Source organism: Salmonella sp. SSDFZ54 (assembly GCF_004010735.1).
Taxonomy (GTDB): Bacteria; Pseudomonadota; Gammaproteobacteria; order Enterobacterales; family Enterobacteriaceae; genus Salmonella; species Salmonella enterica.
In genome coordinates this window covers 2,285,819-2,311,179 of sequence record NZ_CP034819.1, presented here as the reverse complement: position 1 = coordinate 2,311,179, position 25,361 = coordinate 2,285,819, and the positions used below count along the sequence as shown (strand labels likewise).

Here is a 25,361-nt window from a genome sequence, read left to right as displayed (position 1 = left end):
TATGGATAATGAGTTTTATACCCTCCTGACCGACAGGGGAATGGCGAAAATCGCCAGCGCCCTTGCGGATAAGAAACAGATACATCTGCAAAAGATGGCGGTTGGCGACGGCGGTGGGCAATATTATGAGCCCACCGCCAGCCAGACCAAATTACGCCACGAAGTCTGGCGCGGCGAGATGAATACGCTAACCGTTGCGCCGAATAATCCTAACTGGCTGATTGCCGAGTTGGTGCTGCCGGAAGAGGTTGGCGGCTGGTACGTGCGTGAAGTGGGCGTGTTCGACAACGAGGGCGAGCTGATCGCCATCGGCAAATTCCCGGAATCCTACAAACCGCTGCTGCCGGGCGGCTGCGGCAAGCAGGTCTGTATCCGCCTGATTATGGAAGTCTCCAACACCACGGCGGTGACGCTGACGGTCGATCCGAGTATTGTGCTGGCAACGCGCGACTATGTGGATGCCCGGCTGGACGAGCATGAACATTCGACAAATCACCCGGATGCGACATTAACGCAGAAAGGCTTTACGCAGCTCAGTAACGCCACTGACAGCGATGACGAAACCAAAGCCGCCACGCCAAAGGCGGTGAAAGCGGCGATGGCGGAAGCGCGTAATCACACGCATACCTGGAACCAGATTACCGGCGTTCCGGACGGTACGCTGACGCAAAAGGGGATTGTTAAGCTTAACAGTGCGACGGACAGCACCAGCACAACGGAAGCGGCAACGCCGAGCGCGGTCAAGGCGGCGATGGATAAGGCGCTTAATGCCATAGCATGTCCTGTTGGCACTCCAATTCCATGGCCGTCAGACACCGCACCATCAGGGTATGTTTTTATGAATGGGCAGCCATTTAATAAAAATATATATACCGAATTAGCTATCGCGTATCCTTCTGGTGTACTACCTGATATGCGAGGGTGGGTAATTAAAGGGAAGCCAAGTAGCAGACGTACTATTCTTTCTACTGAATTAGACAGTATTAAGTTGCATACACATACTGCTAGCACAACAAATACAAATCTTGGAACCGTTTCAACAACGTTAGTAGACCTAGGGGCCAAGACGACTGAAAAAGCTGATCTTGGTTCAAAAACAACTGCGGCTTTTGACTATGGGACAAAAACGACAAACTCCGCTGGCATACATAGCCACACGATCCCTGTAAATGGGGAAGGCACAGCTAACAAAAATGCAGATTCCACATCACCATCGTCAAAAGAAGGTGTTACAAATAGCGCTGGCGCACACAACCATACGATTGGAATTGGTTCCCATGCGCATACGCTGAATCTAGGGTCACATATACATACTGTAGCACTGGGAACACATGCACATTCAATAACTCTTGGTTCGCATTCACACACTGTAACAGTACATGAGACAGGAAATACCGAAAACACCATCAAAAATATCGCATTCAACTATATTGTGAGGCTTGCATAATTATGTTTACTTTTTCAAATGAACCACAAATTTTATCCGTTTTTAATTTTTCACCTGACACCAAAGAATTTATTGGCGAATCTGATGCCTATATCGCACCAAATACCGGACTACCAAGGAATTGTACACAAACACCACCGCCAGAGATAAAACAGGGCTTTACCCCAGTTTGGCTAGGCGAGGAATGGCAATTAGTTGAGGATCATCGAGGTCAAACTTTTTATGATAAACAATCCGGCCACAAAGTGTATATTACAGAACTGGGACCACTTTCTGAAAACATCACTATAATCTCCCCGATGAGCAAATTTGATCGCTGGAACGGTGAAACATGGCAACCTTCAATTACTGATGCTAAAGCAGCCAAAATTCAGCAAATCAAAGCTCACCGCGACACCGTTACCGCCGATTACATCATTATCGACGGCAACCATTTCCACAGCGATGCTAACAGCCGTATTCAGCAAATGTCACTCACCAGAATGGGTCAGGCAAAGCAGATTCCGGCAGGGTTAATGTGGCAGACCAAAAATAACGGTTTGATTAAACTGACCAACGACATCGCCGCGCAGTTTGAAACCGTCACTATGGATCACGATATGCGCCTGTTTGCCAACGCGCAGCGGCATATTGCGGCGGTAGAAGCGCTGGGGGATATCCAGGAAGTGCTCGACTACGACTATTCATCAGGCTGGCAGCCATGAGTCAAACCACCGTCTGGCTCGCTTGCTATAAGGGGCGATCGGAGTATCGCGGCATCGCCAGGTTTGCCGACTGGCTCACGCGCAAAGTCACGCGCGGTATCTACTCTCACTGTGAACTGGCGGTAGAACACGGCGGTAATGAATACCTGTGCTACTCCGCGTCGTTTCGTGATCGCGGCGTGCGGGGAAAGATAATACCGTTACCGGACGATAAGTGGGATAAGCTACCGTTAAAGGCCACGTTGCCGGAAGTGGAAGTCTTTTTCCGCAAACATAACGGCAAACGCTATGACTGGCAGGGCGCGCTCGGTATCGCGCTGTATAACCGGGAGCGCAAAGATAAACTGTTTTGCAGCGAGTTTTGCGCTGAATTTCTCGGACTAAACGATAGCTGGCGCTACTCCCCCAGCCACCTTTATGCCTTAGTCAGTAGCTGGCAATACGATTGTTGAATCTCTCGCCGGGTATAAAGCCCGGCGGTGTTGAATTAAGTAATACCCGTTAGTATTTATTTGTTAGCATCAAATGTTCAGTTTGCATAGCAAATGAAGTATTATAAAAAACCATCTTATAGTATTTTTACCAATTGATACGTGAACCTTCCACGATAATAACATTTATTTAACAAGCTAGCTTTCTTCGTTGGAGGAAGAAAAAATCAAACTCTTACATTGCTTATTATTTTCCATATCTAAAAAAGGAAGTGGATTACGGAAATACTGGCGGCATGAGATCATTCTCAGGAATGAATTTTTATTATATCGATTACTTATGCAGGCCAATAACAATCGCCGTCGTAATTTTTTATTTTGGTGGCGTCTGGCAAATGAGATGTATATCTATGGTTCAAAAAAACAGAAAAAAACTGGATTATGGATTAATCGCAAGCTAAATTCCAAATTTGGAATTGATATAGAGCTGGGAGCAGTAAAAAGGGGAAATAAGATCACTCCCATCCCAACTCTTATTTTATATCTCCCCATGGAAATATAAAAGACAAAACAATCATTAAAACATTTATCAACTTACATTACATATATTAATAACATTATAAACAAATTAATTACATTCACATCTTGAATGTAATTAAACTTCAATAACCATATGAACACTAATTTTGTTGCAATATAAAGCACATTAAATATAGTGGAACATGGCTAAAAACACCTAATATTCACCGGGGAATATAATGATTATTGTTTCTGTGCTCAGACAAAGCAAAGACTTCACCACAAAACATGCTCAATGGTTACATAAGCAGCTCAAAGGTTATGATTCTGTTTGTTTAACAGATGCGCTAAAGATAAAAGGGGTAAATACAGCGCCTCTTTTGTATGATTGGCCAGGATGGTGGGCAAAACTAGAACTTTTCAATCCACTGCATCCTGTTCTTGGTAATGAGGATATTCTCTATATTGATATAGATAGCGTTGTTGTGGGAGATATTACTCCTCTGACAACTATGAAAAAAATAACATTACTTAATGACTTTTCTCAGCATGGTGCTTCAGTTGCGCCAGCAACAGGTATTATGTTTATTCCTGCACCCGCAAAAAAAAATGTGTGGGATGAATTTATGAAAAATCCTGAAAAGGAAATCAATGCCATAAGAACCCCGCCCTATCATGGCGATCAAGGATTTATCGGCAGAATATGTCAAGATGCTGAAAGATGGCAAAACATCTTACCCGGAAGAATTATTAGTTATAAAGCTAATATAGCAACACCAAAAATGATTGGTTTTAACCCTGAACTATACGATGGGACAGGTAATGGAAAATTACCTGACGGAGCAAGCATAGTCTGTTTTCATGGTTCCCCTCGCCCCTGGAACACAGCATTGCCCTGGGTGCCTTACTTTAGTTTAAAAAACACAATCCAAAGCAAAGTGAAACAATATAAGTTATCACTGCGTTAAAGCTTCCTTCTCTTCAATGCCGGCGCTTTTCTTTACGCCACCAGAACCTCTATATATTTCTAATACGGTAGCGTAAGCGCCATCGGGCGATGCGTTGCCGGATGGCGACGCAGGCGCGTCATCCGGCCTGCCACGTGCCCACACTGGATCATGAGCGTAATTTGTTTGAATAATCTTCCTTCACGCGATAAACAATAACTATGGTCTGGCTCGATCCTGACCCGTTGATAACAAACACAACATACTTGCAAGGAAAACAACATGCTCGCCGTCATTACCCGGCTGTTCCCGTTATGGGCGCTGCTGCTCTCTCTCATTGCGTATTACACACCATCCACCTTTACTCCTGTTGGGCCGTGGGTCGCGACACTACTGATGTTGATTATGTTCGGTATGGGGGTCCATCTTAACGTTGACGACTTTAAACGCGTGCTCTCCCGACCAGCCCCTGTCGCCGCAGGGATATTCCTGCACTATCTGGTAATGCCGCTCGCGGCATGGCTGCTGGCGTTGCTGTTTAAGATGCCGCCAAATCTGTCCGCCGGGATGGTACTGGTCGGCAGCGTAGCCAGCGGCACCGCCTCTAACGTAATGATCTATCTGGCGAAGGGAGACGTCGCGCTCTCAGTCACCATTTCATCGGTCTCCACGCTGGTCGGCGTGGTCGCCACACCACTACTCACGCGCCTGTATGTCGATGCCCATATTCAAGTCGACGTGATGGGTATGCTGCTGAGCATTCTACAGATTGTGGTCATTCCAATCACGCTGGGGCTGGTGATTCACCATCTGTTTCCGCGCGTAGTGAAAGTGGTAAAACCTTATCTGCCAGCATTCTCGATGGTGTGCATTTTGGCAATCATCAGCGCGGTGGTCGCGGGTTCAGCTTCACATATCGCCTCCGTCGGCTTTATGGTGATCATCGCGGTGATCCTGCATAACACCCTTGGCCTGCTTGGCGGCTACTGGGGTGGACGTCTGTTCGGTTTTGATGAGTCAACCTGTCGAACGCTGGCGATCGAAGTCGGGATGCAGAACTCTGGTCTTGCTGCTGCATTGGGTAAAATCTACTTTGGCCCGCTCGCAGCGCTGCCTGGCGCGCTGTTCTCAGTGTGGCACAACCTTTCAGGGTCACTACTGGCTGGTTACTGGTCCGGGAAACCGATTGTTGAAAAATCGGGCGAAACGGCAAAGGTAAATTAAAATATTGCCGGGTGGCGCAAGCTTACCCGGCTTACACGCTATCCGCCCGTTGCGTATTGCCGTAGACTAAATGCATCGGCTAACTGAGGGCACCCGTATGGCACTCCCCCGCATTACCCAAAAAGAGATGACCGAGCGCGAACAGCGCGAACTGAAAACGTTGCTGGACCGCGCCCGTATTGCGCACGGTCGTCCGCTGACCAATTCTGAGACCAACAGCGTAAAAAAGGAGTACATCGATAAGCTGATGGCGCTGCGTGAGGCTGAAGCGAAAAAAGCCCGCCAGTTGAAGAAGAAGCAGGCGTATAAACCCGATACGGAAGCGTCATTCTCCTGGTCGGCGAATACGCCGACGCGCGGCAGACGTTAACGTCCTTTCTTCTTTCGTCCCGGCGAGGTAAAGCGCTTACCGCTTGATGCCGGGCGCGCTTTCTCATTGCTTTTTTCGATCGCCACGACCGGTCGCTTAATACCCGTGGTCTTCGGCTTCGCTTTGGCCTTTGGTTTGGCTTCGGAAGAGGAACGCTCAATCAACTTAAACAGATCGATCAGCTCATCGTCCGTCAGATCGCGCCACTCGCCCAGCGGAATCCCGCTCAGGCTGACGTTCATAATGCGCGTACGCTCCAGTTTCGTCACTTCATAACCAAAGTATTCACACATACGACGGATCTGACGGTTTAATCCCTGCACCAGGGTGATGCGAAAGACAAACGGCGCCTCTTTTTTCACCTTACATTTTTTGGTGACGGTACCCAGAATCGGCACGCCAGCGCCCATACCGCGAATAAACTCGTCGGTAATCGGTTTATCCACCGTCACCAGATACTCTTTTTCGTGATCGTTACCGGCACGCAGAATCTTATTGACCAGATCGCCGTGGTTAGTCAGAAATATCAGCCCCTGCGAGTCTTTATCCAGACGACCAATCGGGAAGATACGTTTGCTGTGGTTCACAAAATCGACAATATTGTCTCGTTCGCCGTCTTCAGTGGTACTGACAATGCCAACCGGTTTATTCAGCGCAATCAGCACTAAATCATCCGCTTCTCGCGGCTCAATCAACCGACCATTTACTTTAACAACATCCCCGGCGACCACCTGATCGCCAATGGCGGCGCGTTTGCCGTTGATAAAGACATTGCCCTGTTCGATAAAACGGTCCGCCTCGCGACGCGAACAGATGCCGCTTTCACTGATATATTTATTAAGCCGGGTAGATGTGTCGGTCAGCATATTTACTCTCTGAGAAATTTTTCTACATAAACGTCGGGAATGTGACTTACCACATCAAATCGTCAGGAACTTTAAAATCGGCATACGGATCATCTTCGTCCTGCTCTTCCTGACTCAGCGCACTGTTTACGACAATACTGTCCGCATCTCGTTGTGCGATTTTATCGGCGACGCTCGCGGGAATAATCGCATATTCACATTCACTGCTGTTATTGATAACCAGACGCGCAATCGCGAGACGCCCATTAATCAATTGCGTCTGAGTGAGCTTATCCACGTCTATTTTTTTGATGACGTTATTATCGGTGAAGTTAAAACCAATATCGCCTTTAGATACATTGATTCTATTCATTTCAATAAGTTGCTTAACCTGAGCTTTAAACTCTTTCGCTAAAACCGCTTGTTTTTGCTGTTCACTGAGTTGTTTATCACGCTCAAGTTGCGCCTTTTTATTTTCTTCCACCGCCTCTCTGGCCTCACGAGCCTGAACGCGTGATTTTTTAGCCGTGCGCTGGACTTTGGCCATTTTTTTGCTGGTCACTAATCCCGCTTGTAGCAGTTGCTCTTGTAAGGTCAGTTTTGCCATTTTCGTCTCTAAACGTGTTAAATAATTTTGCGGATTATACCTGTAATTTTTCAGGCGATACCAGATGGCAGATCTGGCCTGTCGTCACTTTTAGCGACCGCGCTTTGCCTGTGACACGCATAACATCATGAGCCATATCAGTAAGACATTAAATGGATAATGGTAGCATTATTACGTTTTGACATTTCCTGATGAAGTGGAGAAGTAATGGAACTGCTTTTATTAAGTAACTCGACGCTGCCGGGTAAAGCCTGGCTGGAACACGCTCTGCCGCTGATAGCGAATCAATTGAACGGTCGACGCTCAGCCGTGTTTATTCCGTTTGCCGGCGTCACGCAAACATGGGACGAGTACACGGATAAAACCGCAGAGGTACTTGCGCCATTAGGGATAAACGTCACAGGGATTCATCGTGTCGCCGATCCGCTTGCGGCGATTGAGAAAGCGGAAATCATTATTGTCGGCGGCGGAAATACCTTTCAGCTACTGAAAGAATCGCGTGAACGCGGGCTGCTGGCGCCGATGGCGGACAGGGTAAAACGCGGCGCGCTGTATATCGGCTGGAGCGCGGGCGCCAACCTTGCCTGCCCGACTATCCGCACGACCAACGATATGCCGATCGTCGATCCAAACGGTTTCGACGCGCTGGATCTGTTCCCGCTGCAAATTAATCCTCACTTCACTAACGCCTTGCCGGAAGGTCATAAGGGCGAGACCCGCGAGCAGCGTATTCGCGAACTGCTGGTGGTCGCGCCGGAACTGACAGTGATTGGTTTGCCGGAAGGTAACTGGATTCAGGTGAGCAACGGCCAGGCGGTTCTCGGCGGCCCGAATACCACCTGGGTGTTTAAAGCGGGCGAAGAGGCCGTGGCGCTGGAAGCGGGTCATCACTTTTAATCCCAGGCCACATTGAATGCCGAATGGCGGGCCTACGCGCATGTTCTCCGTAGGCCCCGCCATCCGGCATTTCACTTAATACTCGCCCCGTTCCTCGTCCTGATCCGGCTGTTCCAGTACGCTATAGGCGACCGAACAGAACAGTGAGTTAAGACGCTTCATATCGCCCAGCAGCCCTAAATGGAGCGAGCTGGTTTCAATGCTTTGCACGTTCTGCTGGTGCAGGCGGTCGACATGCGCATGTGAGTATCGGCGATTAAGTATACGGAAGCGATGTTTACTGCGGCGCAACCGACGGGCGCTGGTGACATCGCCGGAGAAAAAGACCGACATCGCCAGTTGCAGATTACTGAGCAGTTGATCGTAAAGCGCATCCAGCTCTTTCAATCCTTCTTCTGAAAATGCCCGACGCGCCGCCAGCGACTTGTCGGCAATCTCACTGCCCATTCGCTCGATAATATCCGACGCCTGTTCGAGGTTCAGGGCCATCTCAATAATCTCCGCCCACCGGCGGGACTCCTCCGCCGCCAGCTCGTCTTTCGGCATTCGCGCCAGATAAAGCTTAATCGCGGTGTAGAGCACGTTAACGTCATCCGCCAGCTTGCGCAGCGCTTTCTCTTCACGCGGCTCGCCGTGCATGACCTTTTTTAGCCCTTCCATCATCTGTTCCATCGCATCGCCAATGCGCAACACCTCGCGGGCAGCATTAGCCAGCGCCAGCGTTGGCGTATCCAGCGCGCTGACATCCAGATGTTGCGGCTTCAGATGGGTATCCAGTTCAGGCTCATCACGAATAATTCGTTTACAAAAACGCGCCATCAGCTCGGCAAATGGCACCATCGCCAGGCAGCGCACCAGGTTATAGAAAACGTGGAAATAGATCACCAGCTCTGACTTCGGTAGCGATAGCTCATCCATCAGATTCGCCAGCGGATGGACAAACGGCAGGATGACCAGGCTGCCGATCAATTTGAACAATAGGCTGCCGAGCGCTACGCGACGCGCGGCAGCATTGGCGGCGCTGTTATTGAGCATCGCCAGCAGCCCCGATCCCAGATTAGCGCCGATAACCAGGCACAACGCCACCGGGAACGATATAATCCCCGCCGCCGTCAGGGTCGCCGTCAGCAACACCGCCGCCAGGCTGGAATAACTGATAATAGCGAACATAGCGCCAATCAGCGCATCCAGCATAATGTCGCCCGTCAGCGACGCGAAAATGACCTGCACGCCATTAGCCTGAGTGATCGGCGTCACTGCCTGCACAATCAGCTCCAGCGCCAGTAGAATCAGGCCAAGCCCGATACCGACGCGACCCAGCTGCCCGGCGCGGGACTGCTTACGTCCCAAAAAGAAAATCACGCCGATAAAAATCAGCAGCGGCGACAGCCACGAGAGATCGAAGGTCAGGATACGCGCCATTAGCGCAGTACCCACATCAGCGCCCAGCACAATCACCAGAGCTGGCGTCAGGGCGACAAGATCCTGGGCGACAAACGACGTTACCAATAAAGTGGTGGCGTTACTGCTTTGTACCAGCGCGGTAACACCGATACCCGCACAAAAGGCGAGCGGTTTCTTTTCCACGCTGCGGCTGAGGACAGTGCGTAGACGCGCGCCAAACACGCGCATTACGCCAGTACGAACGATATGTGTTCCCCATACCAACAGCGCAACGGCAGAAAGTAGATGGAGCAAAGTTAACACGGCGTCAGGTTCTCCTTATCGTTATACGTTTTCCTGAAGCTCACTTGCGATAAATTGCCTGATGGCGCAAAGCGTTAAGGCCTGCTGGCGTTGCACGCCACCGGGCTTACCATACGTAATACGGTATGCTGGATAAGGCGTTTACGCCGCCATCCGGCAAATTCAGCGTAGAGCCTTCCTTCAGTATAAGGGTTTAATTGTAAGAAAGAGACAAGGCACCCAATGAGTGCCTTGTATGTTGTAAGGAAAAGTGACGATTTTATGAATCAGTCCGCATCGTAACCCAGGTTCGGCGCCAGCCACCGCTCAACGTCCTCAACGCTCATTCCTTTACGGAAAGCATAATCTATCACCTGATCGCGTTGGATCTGCGCTACCGCGAAGTATTTGCTCTCAGGATGGCTGAAGTACCAGCCGGAGACCGACGCGCCAGGCCACATGGCGAAAGATTCGGTGAGCTTCATCCCGGTGTGTTTTTCGACATCCAGTAGCTGCCAGATAGTGCCTTTTTCGGTATGTTCCGGGCAGGCAGGATAACCCGGCGCCGGGCGAATCCCCTGGTAGTTTTCGCGGATTAATTCGTCGTTACTCAGGCTCTCGTTCGGCGCATATCCCCAGTAAACCTTACGTACACGCTCATGCAGATACTCGGCAAACGCTTCCGCCAGACGGTCGGCAATCGCTTTCACCATGATCTTGTTATAGTCGTCGTGTTGCGCTTCGTAAGCATCAGCCAGATCGTCTTCTTCAAGACCGCCGGTGACTGCGAAAGCACCGATGTAATCCGCTTTTCCGCTCAGTTTCGGCGCGACAAAATCCGCCAGACAGTAGTTGGCAAAACCGACTTTCTCGGTCTGCTGGCGCAGGTGGTGGCTGACCGTCAGAACATGAGTACGGGTTTCGTCGCGATAAATTTCGATGTCATCGCCAATGCGGTTCGCCGGGAACAGGCCCACCACGCCACGCGGATTCAACAGTTTCTCGGCGCTCAGTTTATCCAGCATATCATTGGCGTCTTTAAACAGACGCTGCGCCTCAACGCCCACCACCTCATCTTCCAGAATGCGCGGGTATTTGCCGGCCAGCGACCAGGTCATAAAGAACGGCGTCCAGTCGATGTAGTTGCGCAGAGTTTCGATGCTGGCTTCCACCTCCTGCACGCCCAAACGGTGGGCTACCGGCGGGGTGTAGCGTTCCCAATCGAATGCCAGATCATTATCGCGCGCCGCTTCCAGCGTGACCGGCGGCGTACGCGGTTTTTTGCGGGCGTGCTGAATACGCACGGTTTCGTACTCTTTGCGGGTACGGGCGACAAAGTCATCGCGCTGGTTGTCGGAGAGTAGCGCCGCCACCACGCCCACGGTACGCGAAGCATTCTGCACGTAGACCGTCGGACCGCTGTAGTTCTGCTCGATTTTCACCGCCGTATGCGCTTTCGAAGTGGTTGCGCCGCCGATCAGTAGCGGGATAGTAAAGCCCTGTCGCTCCATCTCTTTCGCCACGTTGACCATCTCGTCCAGAGACGGGGTGATAAGCCCGGAAAGACCGATCAGATCGGCATTCACTTCACGCGCCGTTCTGAGGATTTTCTCCGCAGGCACCATCACGCCAAGATCGACGATTTCGTAGTTGTTGCATTGCAGCACCACGCCAACGATGTTCTTGCCAATGTCGTGCACATCGCCCTTCACGGTGGCGATGACCATCTTGCCGTTGCTGGAGCCTTTTTCTTTGCTGGCTTCAATAAACGGCTCCAGGTAGGCCACCGCTTGTTTCATCACGCGAGCGGATTTCACCACCTGCGGCAGGAACATTTTCCCTTCGCCGAACAGGTCGCCGACCACGTTCATGCCGTCCATCAGCGGGCCTTCAATCACCTCAATCGGACGGGCGGCCTGCTGGCGGGCTTCTTCGGTATCCTGTTCGATAAATTCGGTAATGCCTTTCACCAGCGAGTATTCGAGACGCTTTTTCACGTCCCAGCTACGCCATTCCGCCTGCTGGGCACTGGCAGCTTCGTCGGTTTTGCTGCCGCGGTATTTCTCCGCCAAATCCAGCAAACGCTCGGTGCCGTCATCGCGACGGTTAAGAATGACATCTTCAACCGCATCGCGCAGCTCGGCGGGCAGGTCGTCGTAGATAGCCAGCTGTCCGGCGTTGACGATACCCATGTCCATGCCGTTGCGGATGGCGTAGTAGAGGAATACCGCGTGGATAGCCTCACGTACCGGGTCGTTGCCGCGGAACGAGAAGGACACGTTAGACACGCCGCCGGAGATCAGCGCGTGCGGCAGCTCGCGTTTGATGTCTTCACAAGCGCCGATAAAGTCCTGCGCGTAGTTGTTGTGCTCTTCAATACCGGTCGCCACGGCGAAGATATTCGGGTCGAAGATGATGTCTTCTGGCGGGAAGCCCACCTCTTCGGTGAGAATTTTGTAGGCTCGGCGGCAAATTTCGATTTTACGCGCGCGGGTGTCGGCCTGCCCCTGCTCATCAAAAGCCATCACCACCACTGCCGCGCCGTAGCGACGTAGCAACTTCGCATGATGAATAAAGGCTTCCACGCCCTCTTTCATCGAAATAGAGTTGACGATGCCTTTACCCTGAATGCACTTCAGCCCTTTTTCAATAACCTCCCATTTGGAGGAGTCAATCATGATTGGTACACGGGCAATGTCCGGCTCACCGGCAATCAGGCTGAGGAAACGCACCATCGCCGCTTCGGCGTCGAGCATCCCCTCATCCATATTGATATCAATAATCTGCGCGCCGCTTTCGACCTGCTGACGGGCGACATCCAGCGCTTCGCTGTATTTCTCTTCTTTGATCAGCCGTTTAAATTTGGCCGAGCCGGTGACGTTAGTACGTTCGCCGACGTTCACAAACAGGCTATCGTCGCCAATGTTCAGCGGCTCCAGGCCGGAAAGGCGGCAGGCCACCGGGATATCCGGCAGCTGGCGCGGCGGCAAACCGGCAACGGCGCGGCTCATGGCGGCGATATGCTCCGGCGTAGTGCCACAGCAGCCGCCAACGATATTCAGGAAGCCCGCTTCCGCCCATTCGCGAATCTGTTTCGCCATGGTGTCGGCGTCGAGGTCGTACTCGCCGAAAGCGTTCGGCAGGCCGGCGTTCGGGTGCGCGGTGACGTAGCATTCGGCAATCCGCGACAGTTCCTGGACGTACTGGCGCAGCTCATCAGGCCCCAGCGCGCAGTTAAGGCCAAAAGTGAGCGCCTCGGCGTGGCGCAGCGAGTTATAAAAGGCTTCGGTAGTCTGGCCGGAAAGCGTACGGCCAGAGGCGTCGGTGATGGTGCCGGAAATCATGATCGGCAGATCAACGCCCAGCGCTTCAAACTCTTCTTTCACCGCAAACACCGCCGCTTTGGCGTTGAGGGTGTCGAAGACGGTTTCAATCAGGATCAGATCTACGCCACCTTCCACCAGCGCTTTGGTGGATTCGCGGTAGGCGGCCACCAGCTGATCGAAGGTGATATTACGAAACGCCGGGTCGTTGACGTCCGGCGAAATGGAGGCCGTGCGGTTAGTTGGACCAAGCACGCCCGCAACAAAGCGTGGTTTTTCTGGTGTTCGCGCCGTCCATTCATCGGCGCAGGCGCGCGCCAGTTTGGCCGCCGCATAGTTAATTTCCGCCGACAGGGATTCCATCCGGTAATCCGCCATCGCAATGGTTGTCGAGTTAAAGGTGTTGGTTTCGATGATATCCGCGCCAGCCTCAAAGTAGGCGTTGTGGATAGCGGCGATCACCTCCGGCTTGCTGAGGACCAGCAGGTCATTGTTGCCTTTCAGGTCGCAGGGCCAGTCGGCAAAGCGCTCCCCGCGGAAATCTTCTTCATGTAGACGATAGCTCTGGATCATAGTGCCCATACCGCCGTCCAGCACCAGAATACGTTCATTTAACTGCGCACGCAGTTGTTCAACTTTGCTGCTCACACTCGCTCCCGACAACGCTCCACGTAACGAGCCATACTGGCACAAAGCGTGCTGGCGGAAAAGAGAACAACGGGCAACATGAGACATGTTCAGCTTGCCACCCACTTCTGTCGCTTTGTCGGATGGCGGCGCAAGCGCCTTATCCAGCCTACAAATTACTTTGGCGGCTCCCAAAGCGTAGGCCTGATAAGCGAAGCGCCATCGGGCATCCTGTGATGTCACTCATCCGATCAGTTCAGGAACTCTTGCATTATAATTGAATAAAACGAAAATGATTTCCACGATACAGAAAAAGGAGTCTGCCATGGTTGCCCCTGTTCCCGCGAAACGCGGGAGAAAACCTGCCGCTACCACTGCACCCGTAACCGGGCAGGTTCAGTCTTTAACTCGCGGTCTGAAGCTACTGGAGTGGATTGCCGAGTCCAACGGCAGCGTCGCGCTGACCGAACTGGCGCAACAGGCGGGTTTGCCTAATTCCACGACTCACCGTCTACTCACCACCATGCAGCAACAGGGTTTTGTCCGCCAGGTCGGTGAGCTGGGCCACTGGGCCGTAGGCGCACACGCGTTTATCGTCGGCAGCAGCTTCTTACAGAGCCGTAATCTGCTGGCGATTGTCCATCCGATTTTGCGCAAACTGATGGAGGACTCCGGCGAAACGGTAAACCTTGCCGTACTCGACCAGAGCGACCATCAGGCCATTATTATCGACCAGGTGCAGTGTACGCAGCTGATGCGTATGTCCGCGCCTATTGGCGGCAAGCTGCCCATGCACGCCTCTGGCGCGGGCAAGGCGTTTTTATCACAGCTCAGTGAGGAACAGGTTACCAGTCTGCTGCACCGCAAGGGGTTGCACGCTTATACCCATGCGACGCTGGTGTCACCGCTGCATCTGAAAGATGACCTCGCCCAGACGCGCAAGCGCGGCTATTCCTTTGACGACGAAGAACATGCGCTCGGTCTGCGCTGCGTGGCCTCGTGTATTTATGACGAACACCGCGAACCGTTTGCGGCCCTCTCTATTTCCGGCCCCTGCTCACGCATTACTGACGATCGCGTTACCGAACTTGGCGCCATGGTGATTAAAGCGGCGAAAGAGGTGACGCTGGCCTATGGTGGAACTCGCTGAAATGAGCAGCCTGAAATTATACTGGCAGGAGAAGTACCCACAGGCCTTCTGTTGGTCTTTCGGTGATTCGCCGGCGCTGGCCGACGAGCTGGCGGCGCTAGTGGTCGCCGGTAAAAAGCGTGGCACCTGTAGCTCGCTGGTTAGCTATCAGAAAGAGCAGCCCCCTGTCACGCCCGGGTCATATCACATTGTGCTCAACGGCACAGGCGACGCCGTGTGCGTCATACGCACGCTGGCGCTCAGGCTGATCCGTTTTAACGAGATGAGCGCCGATCTCGCCGCACTGGAAGGCGAAGGCGATCTTAGCCTGGCGTACTGGCAAGCGGCACACCGGGCCTTTTTTGAGCGCGAGGGTAATTGGTCGCCGGAGATGGAACTGGTTTACGAAGAGTTCGCCGTACTCGAGATCGCGCCGTAACGCACGCTAAAGCGCTGTCTACGTCGATAGGCATACACATCTTCTACATGCCCTTCTTTAATACGCGTCTGTAGCGCGCGCCAGTAATCGGCGCGAAACAGGTCGGCATGCATCTCTTCAAACAATGGCCCGATACGCGGATCGGCACACAGCCAGTGGCGAAACTCCTCCGGGAAAACATCACCTGGCGAGACGCTATACCAGGGTTCGCTGGCCAGTTCGTCTTCCGGATAACGCGCTGGCGGAATATCGCGGAAATTCACTTCCGTCATGTAGCAAATTTCATCGTAGTCGTAGAACACCACGCGGCCATGACGGGTAACGCCAAAGTTTTTAAACAACATATCGCCGGGGAAAATATTAGCGGCGGCAAGCTGGCGAATCGCATTACCATATTCTTCTATCGCATCGCGCAACTGCTGGCCTTCTACCTGTTCCAGCCAGATATTGAGTGGCACCATGCGACGTTCAATATAGAGATGGCGAATGACGATATGTTCCCCAAGATCGGTAATCTTCTCTGGCACTTCTTGTCGTAACAGCGCCATCCGCGCCGGATCAATTTGCCGTTTATCCAGTACGAAATTCTCAAACTCCTGGGTATCCGCCATACGACCGACGCGATCATGCTCTTTTACCAGTTGATAACAGGCACGCACATGGGCGGCAGACATCTCTTTCTGCGGGGCGAATTTGTCTTTAATGATTTTAAATACCCGGTCGAAACCTGGCAGGGTAAACACCAGCATCACCATGCCGCGGATGCCAGGCGCCTCAATGAATTTCTCATTGCTTTCAGCCAGATAACACAAATATTCGCGGTAGCTTTCGGTTTTCGCATGTTTCTGGCAGCCAATCGCCATATACAGTTCGGCAGTGGTTTTACCCGGCAGGATTTCACGCAACCACTCAACCAGCGCGGCAGGCAGCGGCGCATACACCATAAAATAAGAGCGGGCAAAACCAAACACAATGCTCGCTTCTGCCGTGGTGGTCAGGCAGGTATCGACAAACAGTTCACCCTCATCAGTGCGATGAATCGGCAATAAAAACGGCAGCGTACCGTCAGGTGTGGTTAATTTACCTACCAGCCAGGCCGCTTTATTACGGTAAAACAACTCGTTCGCCACCTGGACATGGCAGCGAGGTAGCGCGTCCTCGCCCAGTGTTTCAGTCAGGTGCGCGATAATATAGCGGATATCCCGGCTTTTATTCTGCCAGGGCAGACGCAGCGGTAAGTCACTGAGTATGCGCATCAACAGCGGCTCCCAACCGTGATCGGGAAAGAAGTCTTTGGCCAGTGGGCGCGGGATAGTACGGAAGCGACGCTCCGGTTGCGAACTGAAAATAAACAACCGCTCGGGTGTTAACGAGCGGTGGTCAAATAACCGGCAATAAACGGAGTTGAAAAAACTCTCCGCAATCTCGAAGCGCGGGTAATCCGGCAACAGCCGGGTGTAATGCTCTTTAACGCGTAAAAGGAAATCCGCGTCGGTACTTTTGCCATCGGTAATACAGCGCAGTTGCTCCACCACCAGACCCACATGATGATCATAGAGGTGGATACGGCTTTTCATCGCCTGCTGGACGGCGTGCCAGTCGGCCTGTTCAAAACGCTGCTGCGCGCCGGAAGTCACTTCCAGAAATCGACCATACTGCGCGTCAAAGCCTTGCAGGATGGTTTGAGCAATCAGTAATTCCAGGCCACGCGGCATTTTTTTCCCTCATCCGGCACCACGTCATGCCGGATGGCGCGTTCGCTTATCCGGCCTACGCTATCTGTAGGCCCGGTAAGCGCAGCGCCACCGGGCATCAATCAAAACTGCGATTCTTCGGTGGAACCCGTTAACGCGGTAACGGATGACGCGCCGCCCTGAATAATGGTGGTGACTTTGTCGAAGTAACCAGTACCCACTTCCTGCTGGTGGGAAACAAAGGTGTAGCCATCTTTCGCCGCAGCGAACTCGGGTTGTTGAACCTTCTCAACATAGTGTTTCATGCCCTCGCCCTGCGCGTATGCATGCGCCAGGTCGAACATGTTGAACCACATGCTGTGGATGCCCGCCAGGGTAATAAACTGGTATTTGTAACCCATGTCCGACAACTGCTGCTGGAAGCTGGCAATGGTCTTGTCGTCCAGATTCTTCTGCCAGTTGAAGGATGGCGAACAGTTATAGGCCAGCAGTTTGCCCGGATACTTCGCGTGGATAGCATCGGCAAAACGACGCGCCAGTTCGAGATCCGGCGTAGAGGTTTCGCACCACACCAGATCGGCATACGGGGCATACGCCAGACCGCGGCTGATCGCCTGCTCAATGCCCGCATGGGTGCGGTAAAAACCTTCGCTGGTGCGTTCGCCGGTAATAAAACCGCTGTCATAGGGATCGCAGTCGGAGGTGATCAGATCTGCCGCATCCGCATCGGTACGCGCAATCACCAGCGTCGGGACGCCCATCACATCAGCGGCCAGACGCGCAGCAACCAGTTTCTGAATCGCCTCCTGCGTGGGGACCAGCACCTTGCCGCCCATATGGCCGCATTTCTTCACCGACGCCAGCTGATCTTCGAAGTGAACGGCCGCTGCACCGGCTTCAATCATCGATTTCATCAGTTCGAAGGCATTCAGAACGCCGCCAAAACCGGCTTCCGCATCAGCAACGATCGGCAGGAAGTAATCCACATAGCGCGGATCGTTGGGTTCAATACCGGATGCCCACTGGATCTGATCCGCACGACGGAAAGTGTTGTTGATCCGATCCACTACCGCCGGAACAGAGTTTGCCGGGTACAACGATTGATCCGGATACATGCTGGATGCCAGGTTGGCATCTGCCGCCACCTGCCAGCCTGAAAGATAAATCGCCTCAATACCGGCTTTCGCCTGCTGCAACGCCTGACCGCCGGTCAGCGCGCCAAGGCTGTTGATATAGCCTTTTTTCGCTTCACCGTGCAACAGCCGCCACATTTTCGCGGCGCCGAGCTGCGCCAGCGTGCACTCCGGGTTAACCGAGCCGCGTAATTTCACCACCTCCTCCGCGCTGTACGGGCGGGTGATGCCTTCCCAGCGCGGTTGTGTCCACTCTTTCTGTAATTCTTCGATTTGTTGAGTACGGGTTTTCATGTGCAGATGCTCCATATTGTTATGTGGTGAATTAAGCCAGTAAGCGATAGCCCGGCAGGGTGAGGAAGTCGATTAAGTCATCTGAGGTGGTGATTTGCTCCATCAGACGTGCGGCATCGTCGAAGCGCCCGCTGCTGTAGCGGTGCTCGCCCAGTTCGTCCTGGATTACCCGCATCTCTTCCGCCAACATTTCGCGGAAAAGCGCTTTCGTTACGGGTTTTCCATTGCTCAGTGTTTTCTCATGGTGAATCCACTGCCAGATAGAGGTTCGTGAGATTTCCGCCGTCGCGGCATCCTCCATCAGACCGTAAATCGGTACACAGCCATTGCCGGAGATCCACGCTTCAATGTACTGCACTGCCACGCGAATATTGGCGCGCATTCCCGCTTCTGTGCGTTCGCCTTCACATGGCTCCAGTAACTGTTCAGCGGTAATCGGCGCATCTTCATCACGGGTAATGAACAGCTGATTTTTGTGCTCGCCCAGTACCTCGTTAAAGACGGCCATTGCGGTATCCGCCAACCCGGGATGCGCAATCCACGTGCCGTCGTGGCCGTTGTTCGCTTCCAGCGCTTTATCCGCTTTCACTTTGGCAAGGACCTGATTGTTGCGTTCAACGTCTTTGCTCGGGATAAACGCCGCCATACCGCCCATCGCGAACGCGCCGCGCTTGTGACAGGTTTTGATTAGCAGGCGCGAGTAGGCGCTCAGAAACGGTTTGTCCATCGTTACCACCTGCCTGTCCGGCAAGACGCGATCCGGGTGATTTTTCAACGTTTTGATATAGCTGAAAATATAATCCCAGCGACCACAGTTGAGACCGACGATATGATCACGCAACGCATGAAGAATCTCATCCATCTGGAAAACAGCAGGCAGCGTTTCAATCAACAGGGTCGCTTTGATCGTACCGCGCGGCAGGTTAAAGCGGTCTTCGGCGTAGCTGAAGACTTCGCTCCACCAGGCTGCCTCCTGCCAGGCTTGCGTTTTCGGCAGGTAAAAATACGGGCCGCTACCTTTAGCGAGCAGCGCTTTATAGTTGTGGAAAAAGTACAGAGCAAAATCAAACAGGCTGCCGGGAATGGCTTCCCCCCGCCAGGTAACATGTTTTTCTGGCAGATGTAGACCACGTACACGACAAATCAATACGGCCGGATCGGGCTTGAGCTGATAGATTTTTCCGGCTTCGTTGGTATAGCTAATGGTGCCGTTCACCGCATCACGCAGGTTGATTTGACCATCAATAACTTTATTCCAGTCCGGCGCCAGCGAGTCTTCAAAATCCGCCATAAACACTTTCACATTTGCGTTCAGGGCATTAATCACCATTTTACGTTCAACCGGCCCGGTAATTTCTACTCGGCGATCCTGTAAATCCGCCGGAATACCACGAATCTGCCAATTACTTTCTCTAATGGAAGTCATTTCCGAAATAAAATCAGGCAACTTACCGTTATCAATATCCTGCTGTTGCTGGATACGTGCAGCCAGGAGTTTATTGCGTTTTGGCGTAAAACGGGTGACTAACTCCGTCAAAAACTCGACTGCCTCAGCGGTCAGGACTTGCTTTTCCAGCTCGCCTTGCGGCCTGGTAAAGGTTAATTCATCAGTTGTGGTTGCCTGTGGATTCATCATGCAGCTCCTCGTTGTTGATCCAGATACATCCCCAATGCGAACGAAGGATCACTGTGCGCTTTTCGTTCAACACAACTAAGACTACTCAATTAAATTTCAAAATCAAAAACAATTTCCATTTTTAATTTAATTATGCATTAACCTATTGATAACAATATAAATTAAATTTAATTACATGATGAGGTGCGTTTCGGAAATAAAAAAGGCACCCGAAGGTGCCTGATTCAACATGCTGAAACGCTTTAGGATCGTCAGAAGCAGAAGATTAATCCAGGGTTGGATTCATGTGACGCAGATCATATGGCGTAATCTGGTAGACATAATAGTTGAGCCAGTTAGTAAACAGTAAATTACCGTGGCTGCGCCAGGTTGCGCGCGGTATGTTTTGCGGATCGTTTTTCGGGAAATAGTTGTACGGAATCTCCGGATTTAACCCGGCCTCAACGTCACGAAAATATTCACCCGCTAACGTATGAGCGTCATATTCAGGATGACCGGTGACAAACGCAATACGTTTATCTTTGCTGGCAAACAGGTACGCATCCCCCTCTTCTGTTTCGGCCAGAATTTCAAGATCCGTATAATCCCGTATTAGCGCCGCCGGGAAATCGGCATAGCGTGAGTGTGGCGCCAGAAACGAATCATCAAAACCACGCGTCAACAGAGCATGAGGATGAAGGATGTGATGTTCATAGACGCCGGAAAGTTTATCTGTACGGGTCTGCTTAGGGATACCATAAAGAATATTGAGTGCGGCCTGAACGGCCCAACAGACAAATAGCGTCGAAGTAACGTGATCTTTCGCCCATTCCAGCACCTGCCTAATCTGCGGCCAGTAAGCCACGTCATTAAATTCCACCAGACCCAGCGGCGCTCCGGTCACGATAAGCCCATCAAAGTTCTGATCGCAGATATCGTCGAAGTTACAGTAAAAGTTGTTCAGATGCTCGGCTGGCGTGTTCCTCGACTCGCGGGCATCTATCCGCAGCAGTTGAATATCGACCTGCAATGGCGAGTTCGATAGCAAACGCAGAAACTGATTTTCCGTTTCAATCTTCTTCGGCATCAGGTTAAGGATAAGTACCTTTAGCGGGCGAATTTCCTGACCTGATGCGCGAGAAGTCGTCATGACGAAGACATTCTCCTCACGTAAAAAATTGACGGCGGGTAGCTCGTCCAGCACGCGAATCGGCATAACCTGATAACCTCACGACATACGTTTAAACGTTTAGACATCCAGACAGCTGAAGATACTCAGAAATCAGGCGAATGTCGAGTCTGCAAGTTCAAGGTGAGAAAGTTTCACGACAGCATTTGCATTAGAATAGAAGTAAGCAAAAAAGGAGTGAAGATGATGATTAACATTCGCCGTTCAAGGCATGAGGAAGGGGAAAAACTGATTGCGATCTGGCGTCGCTCAGTCGATGCCACGCACGATTTTCTGTCAAACGCTTATCGGGCCGAACTGGAAGAGCTGGTGAGCGATTTTCTGCCAGAAGCGCCACTATGGGTTGCCGTGACCGATCAGGATGAGCCGGTAGGATTTATGCTGCTTACCGGTGAACATATGGATGCGCTGTTTGTCGATCCGGACGTGCGTGGTCAGGGTATCGGTAAGAGATTAGTTGAACATGCGTTAACACTGGCGCCGGGGTTGACAACCAATGTTAACGAGCAAAATACACAAGCTGTTGGATTTTATAAGAAAATGGGATTTAAGGTGACGGGACGTTCGGAGGTTGACGATCTTGGGAAACCGTATCCATTGTTGAATTTAATTTATCCGTGAGTAGTGGTGCTGCCTGATAAGTGCATACAGGCCGGATAAGGCGAAACTGCCATCCGGCGGTGCCGGTTGCCTGATGGCGCTGCGCTTATCAGGCCTACATTTTTACAGTTACCACACACGCAAAGAAGCCCGTCCAGACGGACGGGCTTCTTCACTTGTCTGATGCCTGGCAGTTTATGGCGGGCGTCCTGCCCGCCACCCTACGGGCCGTTGCTGCGCAACGAGTGCTCACCGACAGACTACAGATAAAACAAAAGGCCCAGTCTTCCGACAGGGCCCTTCGTTTTATTTGATGCCTGGCAGTTCCCTACTCTCGCATGGGGAGACCCCACACTACCATCGGCGCTACGGCGTTTCACTTCTGAGTTCGGCATGGGGTCAGGTGGGACCACCGCGCTAGTGCCGCCAGGCAAATTCTGTTATCAGACCGTTTTTACGTTCTGATGTAATCTGAATCTGAGCTGAAAATCGTCTCTCATCCGCCAAAACATCTTCGGCGTTGTAAGGTTAAGCCTCACGGTTCATTAGTACCGGTTAGCTCAACGCATCGCTGCGCTTACACACCCGGCCTATCAACGTCGTCGTCTTCAACGTTCCTTCAGGAGACTCTAAGTCTCAGGGAGAACTCATCTCGGGGCAAGTTTCGTGCTTAGATGCTTTCAGCACTTATCTCTTCCGCATTTAGCTACCGGGCAGTGCCATTGGCATGACAACCCGAACACCAGTGATGCGTCCACTCCGGTCCTCTCGTACTAGGAGCAGCCCCCCTCAGTTCTCCAGCGCCCACGGCAGATAGGGACCGAACTGTCTCACGACGTTCTAAACCCAGCTCGCGTACCACTTTAAATGGCGAACAGCCATACCCTTGGGACCTACTTCAGCCCCAGGATGTGATGAGCCGACATCGAGGTGCCAAACACCGCCGTCGATATGAACTCTTGGGCGGTATCAGCCTGTTATCCCCGGAGTACCTTTTATCCGTTGAGCGATGGCCCTTCCATTCAGAACCACCGGATCACTATGACCTGCTTTCGCACCTGCTCGCGCCGTCACGCTCGCAGTCAAGCTGGCTTATGCCATTGCACTAACCTCCTGATGTCCGACCAGGATTAGCCAACCTTCGTGCTCCTCCGTTACTCTTTAGGAGGAGACCGCCCCAGTCAAACTACCCACCAGACACTGTCCGCAACCCGGATTACGGGTCCACGTTAGAACATCAAACATTAAAGGGTGGTATTTCAAGGTCGGCTCCATGCAGACTGGCGTCCACACTTCAAAGCCTCCCACCTATCCTACACATCAAGGCTCAATGTTCAGTGTCAAGCTATAGTAAAGGTTCACGGGGTCTTTCCGTCTTGCCGCGGGTACACTGCATCTTCACAGCGAGTTCAATTTCACTGAGTCTCGGGTGGAGACAGCCTGGCCATCATTACGCCATTCGTGCAGGTCGGAACTTACCCGACAAGGAATTTCGCTACCTTAGGACCGTTATAGTTACGGCCGCCGTTTACCGGGGCTTCGATCAGGAGCTTCGCTTGCGCTGACCCCATCAATTAACCTTCCGGCACCGGGCAGGCGTCACACCGTATACGTCCACTTTCGTGTTTGCACAGTGCTGTGTTTTTAATAAACAGTTGCAGCCAGCTGGTATCTTCGACTGACTTCAGCTCCATGAGTAAATCACTTCACCTACATGTCAGCGTGCCTTCTCCCGAAGTTACGGCACCATTTTGCCTAGTTCCTTCACCCGAGTTCTCTCAAGCGCCTTGGTATTCTCTACCTGACCACCTGTGTCGGTTTGGGGTACGATTTGATGTTACCTGATGCTTAGAGGCTTTTCCTGGAAGCAGGGCATTTGTTGCTTCAGCACCGTAGTGCCTCGTCATCACGCCTCAGCCTTGATTTTCCGGATTTGCCTGGAAAACCAGCCTACACGCTTAAACCGGGACAACCGTCGCCCGGCCAACATAGCCTTCTCCGTCCCCCCTTCGCAGTAACACCAAGTACGGGAATATTAACCCGTTTCCCATCGACTACGCCTTTCGGCCTCGCCTTAGGGGTCGACTCACCCTGCCCCGATTAACGTTGGACAGGAACCCTTGGTCTTCCGGCGAGCGGGCTTTTCACCCGCTTTATCGTTACTTATGTCAGCATTCGCACTTCTGATACCTCCAGCAACCCTCACAGGCCACCTTCACAGGCTTACAGAACGCTCCCCTACCCAACAACGCATCAGCGTCGCTGCCGCAGCTTCGGTGCATGGTTTAGCCCCGTTACATCTTCCGCGCAGGCCGACTCGACCAGTGAGCTATTACGCTTTCTTTAAATGATGGCTGCTTCTAAGCCAACATCCTGGCTGTCTGGGCCTTCCCACATCGTTTCCCACTTAACCATGACTTTGGGACCTTAGCTGGCGGTCTGGGTTGTTTCCCTCTTCACGACGGACGTTAGCACCCGCCGTGTGTCTCCCGTGATAACATTCTCCGGTATTCGCAGTTTGCATCGGGTTGGTAAGCCGGGATGGCCCCCTAGCCGAAACAGTGCTCTACCCCCGGAGATGAGTTCACGAGGCGCTACCTAAATAGCTTTCGGGGAGAACCAGCTATCTCCCGGTTTGATTGGCCTTTCACCCCCAGCCACAGGTCATCCGCTAATTTTTCAACATTAGTCGGTTCGGTCCTCCAGTTAGTGTTACCCAACCTTCAACCTGCCCATGGCTAGATCACCGGGTTTCGGGTCTATACCCTGCAACTTAACGCCCAATTAAGACTCGGTTTCCCTCCGGCTCCCCTATTCGGTTAACCTTGCTACAGAATATAAGTCGCTGACCCATTATACAAAAGGTACGCAGTCACCCCACCACTAAGCCCCCTCTGCTTCTTTTGAGGTTGAACGTCGCTTTCGCTCCGTTAACCGTATCCTCAGCAAAGGATGCGTATGTGGAGTTCACCACTGGCTTAGTGGTGGGGCTCCCACTGCTTGTACGTACACGGTTTCAGGTTCTTTTTCACTCCCCTCGCCGGGGTTCTTTTCGCCTTTCCCTCACGGTACTGGTTCACTATCGGTCAGTCAGGAGTATTTAGCCTTGGAGGATGGTCCCCCCATATTCAGACAGGATACCACGTGTCCCGCCCTACTCATCGAGCTCACAGCATATGCGCTTTTGTGTACGGGGCTGTCACCCTGTATCGCGCGCCTTTCCAGACGCTTCCACTAACACACATGCTGATTCAGGCTCTGGGCTCCTCCCCGTTCGCTCGCCGCTACTGGGGGAATCTCGGTTGATTTCTTTTCCTCGGGGTACTTAGATGTTTCAGTTCCCCCGGTTCGCCTCATTAACCTATGGATTCAGTTAATGATAGTGTGACGAATCACACTGGGTTTCCCCATTCGGGTATCGCCGGTTATAACGGTTCATATCACCTTACCGGCGCTTATCGCAGATTAGCACGCCCTTCATCGCCTCTGACTGCCAGGGCATCCACCGTGTACGCTTAGTCGCTTAACCTCACAACCCGAAGATGTTTCTTACGATTCATCATCGTGTTGCGAAAATTTGAGAGACTCACGAACAACTTTCGTTGTTCTGTGTTTCAATTTTCAGCTTGATCCAGATTTTT

At 52.2% G+C, this 25,361-nt stretch carries 19 protein-coding genes, 2 rRNA genes and 1 pseudogene; 11 read left to right on the top strand and 11 right to left on the bottom strand.

All coding sequences use genetic code 11. The features are described 5' to 3' along the window. Window position 1 precedes the first annotated feature (1 nt). The 7 genes and pseudogenes from EOS97_RS11525 (at window position 2) to EOS97_RS11495 (ending at window position 5,642) form a co-directional block, all read left to right on the top strand. Entirely contained in the window at window positions 2–1,447 is a 1,446-nt protein-coding gene (locus EOS97_RS11525) for a phage tail protein (RefSeq protein WP_000368191.1), read from the top strand. 2 nt (window positions 1,448–1,449) lie between these two features. Beyond that, the gene (locus EOS97_RS11520) at window positions 1,450–2,151 is read left to right on the top strand and encodes a DUF4376 domain-containing protein (RefSeq protein ID WP_000493810.1); all 702 of its coding nucleotides are present in this window, start codon (window positions 1,450–1,452) and stop codon (window positions 2,149–2,151) included. Continuing rightward, a complete protein-coding gene (locus EOS97_RS11515) occupies window positions 2,148–2,603 on the top strand; it encodes a hypothetical protein (protein WP_000084333.1) in 456 nt (151 codons plus the stop codon). The genes EOS97_RS11520 and EOS97_RS11515 overlap by 4 nt, the downstream gene beginning before the upstream one ends. A gap of 251 nt (window positions 2,604–2,854) precedes the next feature. Beyond that, a pseudogene (locus EOS97_RS11510) lies at window positions 2,855–3,144 on the top strand (hypothetical protein). Window positions 3,145–3,340: 196 nt separating this feature from the next. Beyond that, window positions 3,341–4,069 carry a hypothetical protein gene (locus EOS97_RS11505; protein ID WP_000587743.1) on the top strand — a complete coding sequence of 243 codons (729 nt, stop codon included), beginning with the start codon at window positions 3,341–3,343 and terminating at the stop codon, window positions 4,067–4,069. A gap of 261 nt (window positions 4,070–4,330) precedes the next feature. Beyond that, window positions 4,331–5,272 (top strand): ketopantoate/pantoate/pantothenate transporter PanS, encoded by a 942-nt coding sequence (gene panS / locus EOS97_RS11500; RefSeq protein WP_000881648.1) that lies wholly within the window; start codon window positions 4,331–4,333, stop codon window positions 5,270–5,272. A gap of 97 nt (window positions 5,273–5,369) precedes the next feature. Next, entirely contained in the window at window positions 5,370–5,642 is a 273-nt protein-coding gene (locus EOS97_RS11495; RefSeq protein ID WP_001207628.1) for a DUF3811 domain-containing protein, read from the top strand. Here the strand turns inward: EOS97_RS11495 and rluF are convergent. Genes rluF through EOS97_RS11480 form a run of 3 tightly spaced genes read right to left on the bottom strand, consistent with a single transcriptional unit; the run spans window position 5,639 to window position 7,230 of the window. Further along, window positions 5,639–6,508 (bottom strand): 23S rRNA pseudouridine(2604) synthase RluF, encoded by an 870-nt coding sequence (gene rluF, locus EOS97_RS11490; RefSeq protein WP_000954618.1) that lies wholly within the window; start codon window positions 6,506–6,508, stop codon window positions 5,639–5,641. The two genes, EOS97_RS11495 and rluF, sit on opposite strands and share 4 nt — an antisense overlap. A 46-nt stretch (window positions 6,509–6,554) precedes the next feature. Beyond that, window positions 6,555–7,094, bottom strand: coding sequence for a DUF2058 domain-containing protein (locus EOS97_RS11485; protein ID WP_001096727.1), 540 nt, complete (start codon window positions 7,092–7,094; stop codon window positions 6,555–6,557). A 34-nt stretch (window positions 7,095–7,128) separates the two neighbouring features. Then, the gene (locus tag EOS97_RS11480) at window positions 7,129–7,230 is read right to left on the bottom strand and encodes a hypothetical protein (protein WP_031606603.1); all 102 of its coding nucleotides are present in this window, start codon (window positions 7,228–7,230) and stop codon (window positions 7,129–7,131) included. A gap of 71 nt (window positions 7,231–7,301) precedes the next feature. On the opposite strand from EOS97_RS11480, the gene pepE reads away from it, so the two are divergent. Further along, window positions 7,302–7,991, top strand: a complete 690-nt coding sequence (gene pepE / locus EOS97_RS11475; RefSeq protein WP_000421775.1) for a dipeptidase PepE — start codon at window positions 7,302–7,304, stop codon at window positions 7,989–7,991. 75 nt (window positions 7,992–8,066) lie between these two features. Here pepE and EOS97_RS11470 read toward each other — a convergent pair whose 3' ends face one another. Then, window positions 8,067–9,698 carry a Na/Pi cotransporter family protein gene (locus EOS97_RS11470; RefSeq protein ID WP_127836149.1) on the bottom strand — a complete coding sequence of 544 codons (1,632 nt, stop codon included), beginning with the start codon at window positions 9,696–9,698 and terminating at the stop codon, window positions 8,067–8,069. Between the two features lie 266 nt (window positions 9,699–9,964). Continuing rightward, on the bottom strand, window positions 9,965–13,648 hold the full coding sequence (gene metH, locus EOS97_RS11465; protein WP_000095973.1) for a methionine synthase: 3,684 nt from the start codon (window positions 13,646–13,648) through the stop codon (window positions 9,965–9,967). A gap of 304 nt (window positions 13,649–13,952) precedes the next feature. On the opposite strand from metH, the gene iclR reads away from it, so the two are divergent. Beyond that, entirely contained in the window at window positions 13,953–14,777 is an 825-nt protein-coding gene (gene iclR, locus EOS97_RS11460) for a glyoxylate bypass operon transcriptional repressor IclR (RefSeq protein WP_000226434.1), read from the top strand. A 10-nt stretch (window positions 14,778–14,787) separates the two neighbouring features. After that, window positions 14,788–15,195, top strand: a complete 408-nt coding sequence (locus tag EOS97_RS11455; RefSeq protein WP_010989091.1) for an ASCH domain-containing protein — start codon at window positions 14,788–14,790, stop codon at window positions 15,193–15,195. Here EOS97_RS11455 and aceK read toward each other — a convergent pair. The 4 genes from aceK to metA all read right to left on the bottom strand — a co-directional run bounded on the left by aceK (window position 15,159) and on the right by metA (window position 21,147). Beyond that, window positions 15,159–16,910 (bottom strand): bifunctional isocitrate dehydrogenase kinase/phosphatase, encoded by a 1,752-nt coding sequence (gene aceK, locus EOS97_RS11450; protein ID WP_127836148.1) that lies wholly within the window; start codon window positions 16,908–16,910, stop codon window positions 15,159–15,161. The two genes, EOS97_RS11455 and aceK, sit on opposite strands and share 37 nt — an antisense overlap. A 101-nt stretch (window positions 16,911–17,011) precedes the next feature. Further along, the gene (gene aceA, locus EOS97_RS11445; RefSeq protein ID WP_000857882.1) at window positions 17,012–18,316 is read right to left on the bottom strand and encodes an isocitrate lyase; all 1,305 of its coding nucleotides are present in this window, start codon (window positions 18,314–18,316) and stop codon (window positions 17,012–17,014) included. A 31-nt stretch (window positions 18,317–18,347) separates the two neighbouring features. Next, window positions 18,348–19,949 (bottom strand): malate synthase A, encoded by a 1,602-nt coding sequence (gene aceB / locus EOS97_RS11440; protein ID WP_001069363.1) that lies wholly within the window; start codon window positions 19,947–19,949, stop codon window positions 18,348–18,350. Between the two features lie 268 nt (window positions 19,950–20,217). Then, on the bottom strand, window positions 20,218–21,147 hold the full coding sequence (gene metA, locus EOS97_RS11435) for a homoserine O-succinyltransferase (RefSeq protein WP_001122764.1): 930 nt from the start codon (window positions 21,145–21,147) through the stop codon (window positions 20,218–20,220). 156 nt (window positions 21,148–21,303) lie between these two features. Between metA and EOS97_RS11430 the strand changes: the two genes are divergently transcribed. Further along, a complete protein-coding gene (locus tag EOS97_RS11430) occupies window positions 21,304–21,741 on the top strand; it encodes an acetyltransferase (RefSeq protein ID WP_000973248.1) in 438 nt (145 codons plus the stop codon). Window positions 21,742–22,035: 294 nt separating this feature from the next. On the opposite strand, the gene rrf is transcribed toward EOS97_RS11430, so the two are convergent. Together rrf and EOS97_RS11420 are read right to left on the bottom strand one after the other, a co-directional pair. Then, a 5S ribosomal RNA gene (gene rrf, locus EOS97_RS11425) occupies window positions 22,036–22,151 on the bottom strand. Window positions 22,152–22,244: 93 nt separating this feature from the next. Beyond that, window positions 22,245–25,249: ribosomal RNA gene (locus tag EOS97_RS11420) — 23S ribosomal RNA — on the bottom strand. Window positions 25,250–25,361: the final 112 nt, after the last annotated feature.

Excerpts from the sequence above, each read along its gene's own strand:
- EOS97_RS11525 (WP_000368191.1), top strand. The coding sequence starts at position 2 with ATGGATAATGAGTTTTATACCCTCCTGACCGACAGGGGAATGGCGAAA.
- EOS97_RS11520 (WP_000493810.1), top strand. The coding sequence starts at position 1,450 with ATGTTTACTTTTTCAAATGAACCACAAATTTTATCCGTTTTTAATTTT.
- EOS97_RS11515 (WP_000084333.1), top strand. The coding sequence starts at position 2,148 with ATGAGTCAAACCACCGTCTGGCTCGCTTGCTATAAGGGGCGATCGGAG.
- EOS97_RS11505 (WP_000587743.1), top strand. The coding sequence starts at position 3,341 with ATGATTATTGTTTCTGTGCTCAGACAAAGCAAAGACTTCACCACAAAA.
- panS (WP_000881648.1), top strand. The coding sequence starts at position 4,331 with ATGCTCGCCGTCATTACCCGGCTGTTCCCGTTATGGGCGCTGCTGCTC.
- EOS97_RS11495 (WP_001207628.1), top strand. The coding sequence starts at position 5,370 with ATGGCACTCCCCCGCATTACCCAAAAAGAGATGACCGAGCGCGAACAG.
- rluF (WP_000954618.1), bottom strand. The coding sequence starts at position 6,508 with ATGCTGACCGACACATCTACCCGGCTTAATAAATATATCAGTGAAAGC.
- EOS97_RS11485 (WP_001096727.1), bottom strand. The coding sequence starts at position 7,094 with ATGGCAAAACTGACCTTACAAGAGCAACTGCTACAAGCGGGATTAGTG.
- EOS97_RS11480 (WP_031606603.1), bottom strand. The coding sequence starts at position 7,230 with ATGGCTCATGATGTTATGCGTGTCACAGGCAAAGCGCGGTCGCTAAAA.
- pepE (WP_000421775.1), top strand. The coding sequence starts at position 7,302 with ATGGAACTGCTTTTATTAAGTAACTCGACGCTGCCGGGTAAAGCCTGG.
- iclR (WP_000226434.1), top strand. The coding sequence starts at position 13,953 with ATGGTTGCCCCTGTTCCCGCGAAACGCGGGAGAAAACCTGCCGCTACC.
- aceK (WP_127836148.1), bottom strand. The coding sequence starts at position 16,910 with ATGCCGCGTGGCCTGGAATTACTGATTGCTCAAACCATCCTGCAAGGC.
- aceA (WP_000857882.1), bottom strand. The coding sequence starts at position 18,316 with ATGAAAACCCGTACTCAACAAATCGAAGAATTACAGAAAGAGTGGACA.
- aceB (WP_001069363.1), bottom strand. The coding sequence starts at position 19,949 with ATGAATCCACAGGCAACCACAACTGATGAATTAACCTTTACCAGGCCG.
- metA (WP_001122764.1), bottom strand. The coding sequence starts at position 21,147 with ATGCCGATTCGCGTGCTGGACGAGCTACCCGCCGTCAATTTTTTACGT.
- EOS97_RS11430 (WP_000973248.1), top strand. The coding sequence starts at position 21,304 with ATGATGATTAACATTCGCCGTTCAAGGCATGAGGAAGGGGAAAAACTG.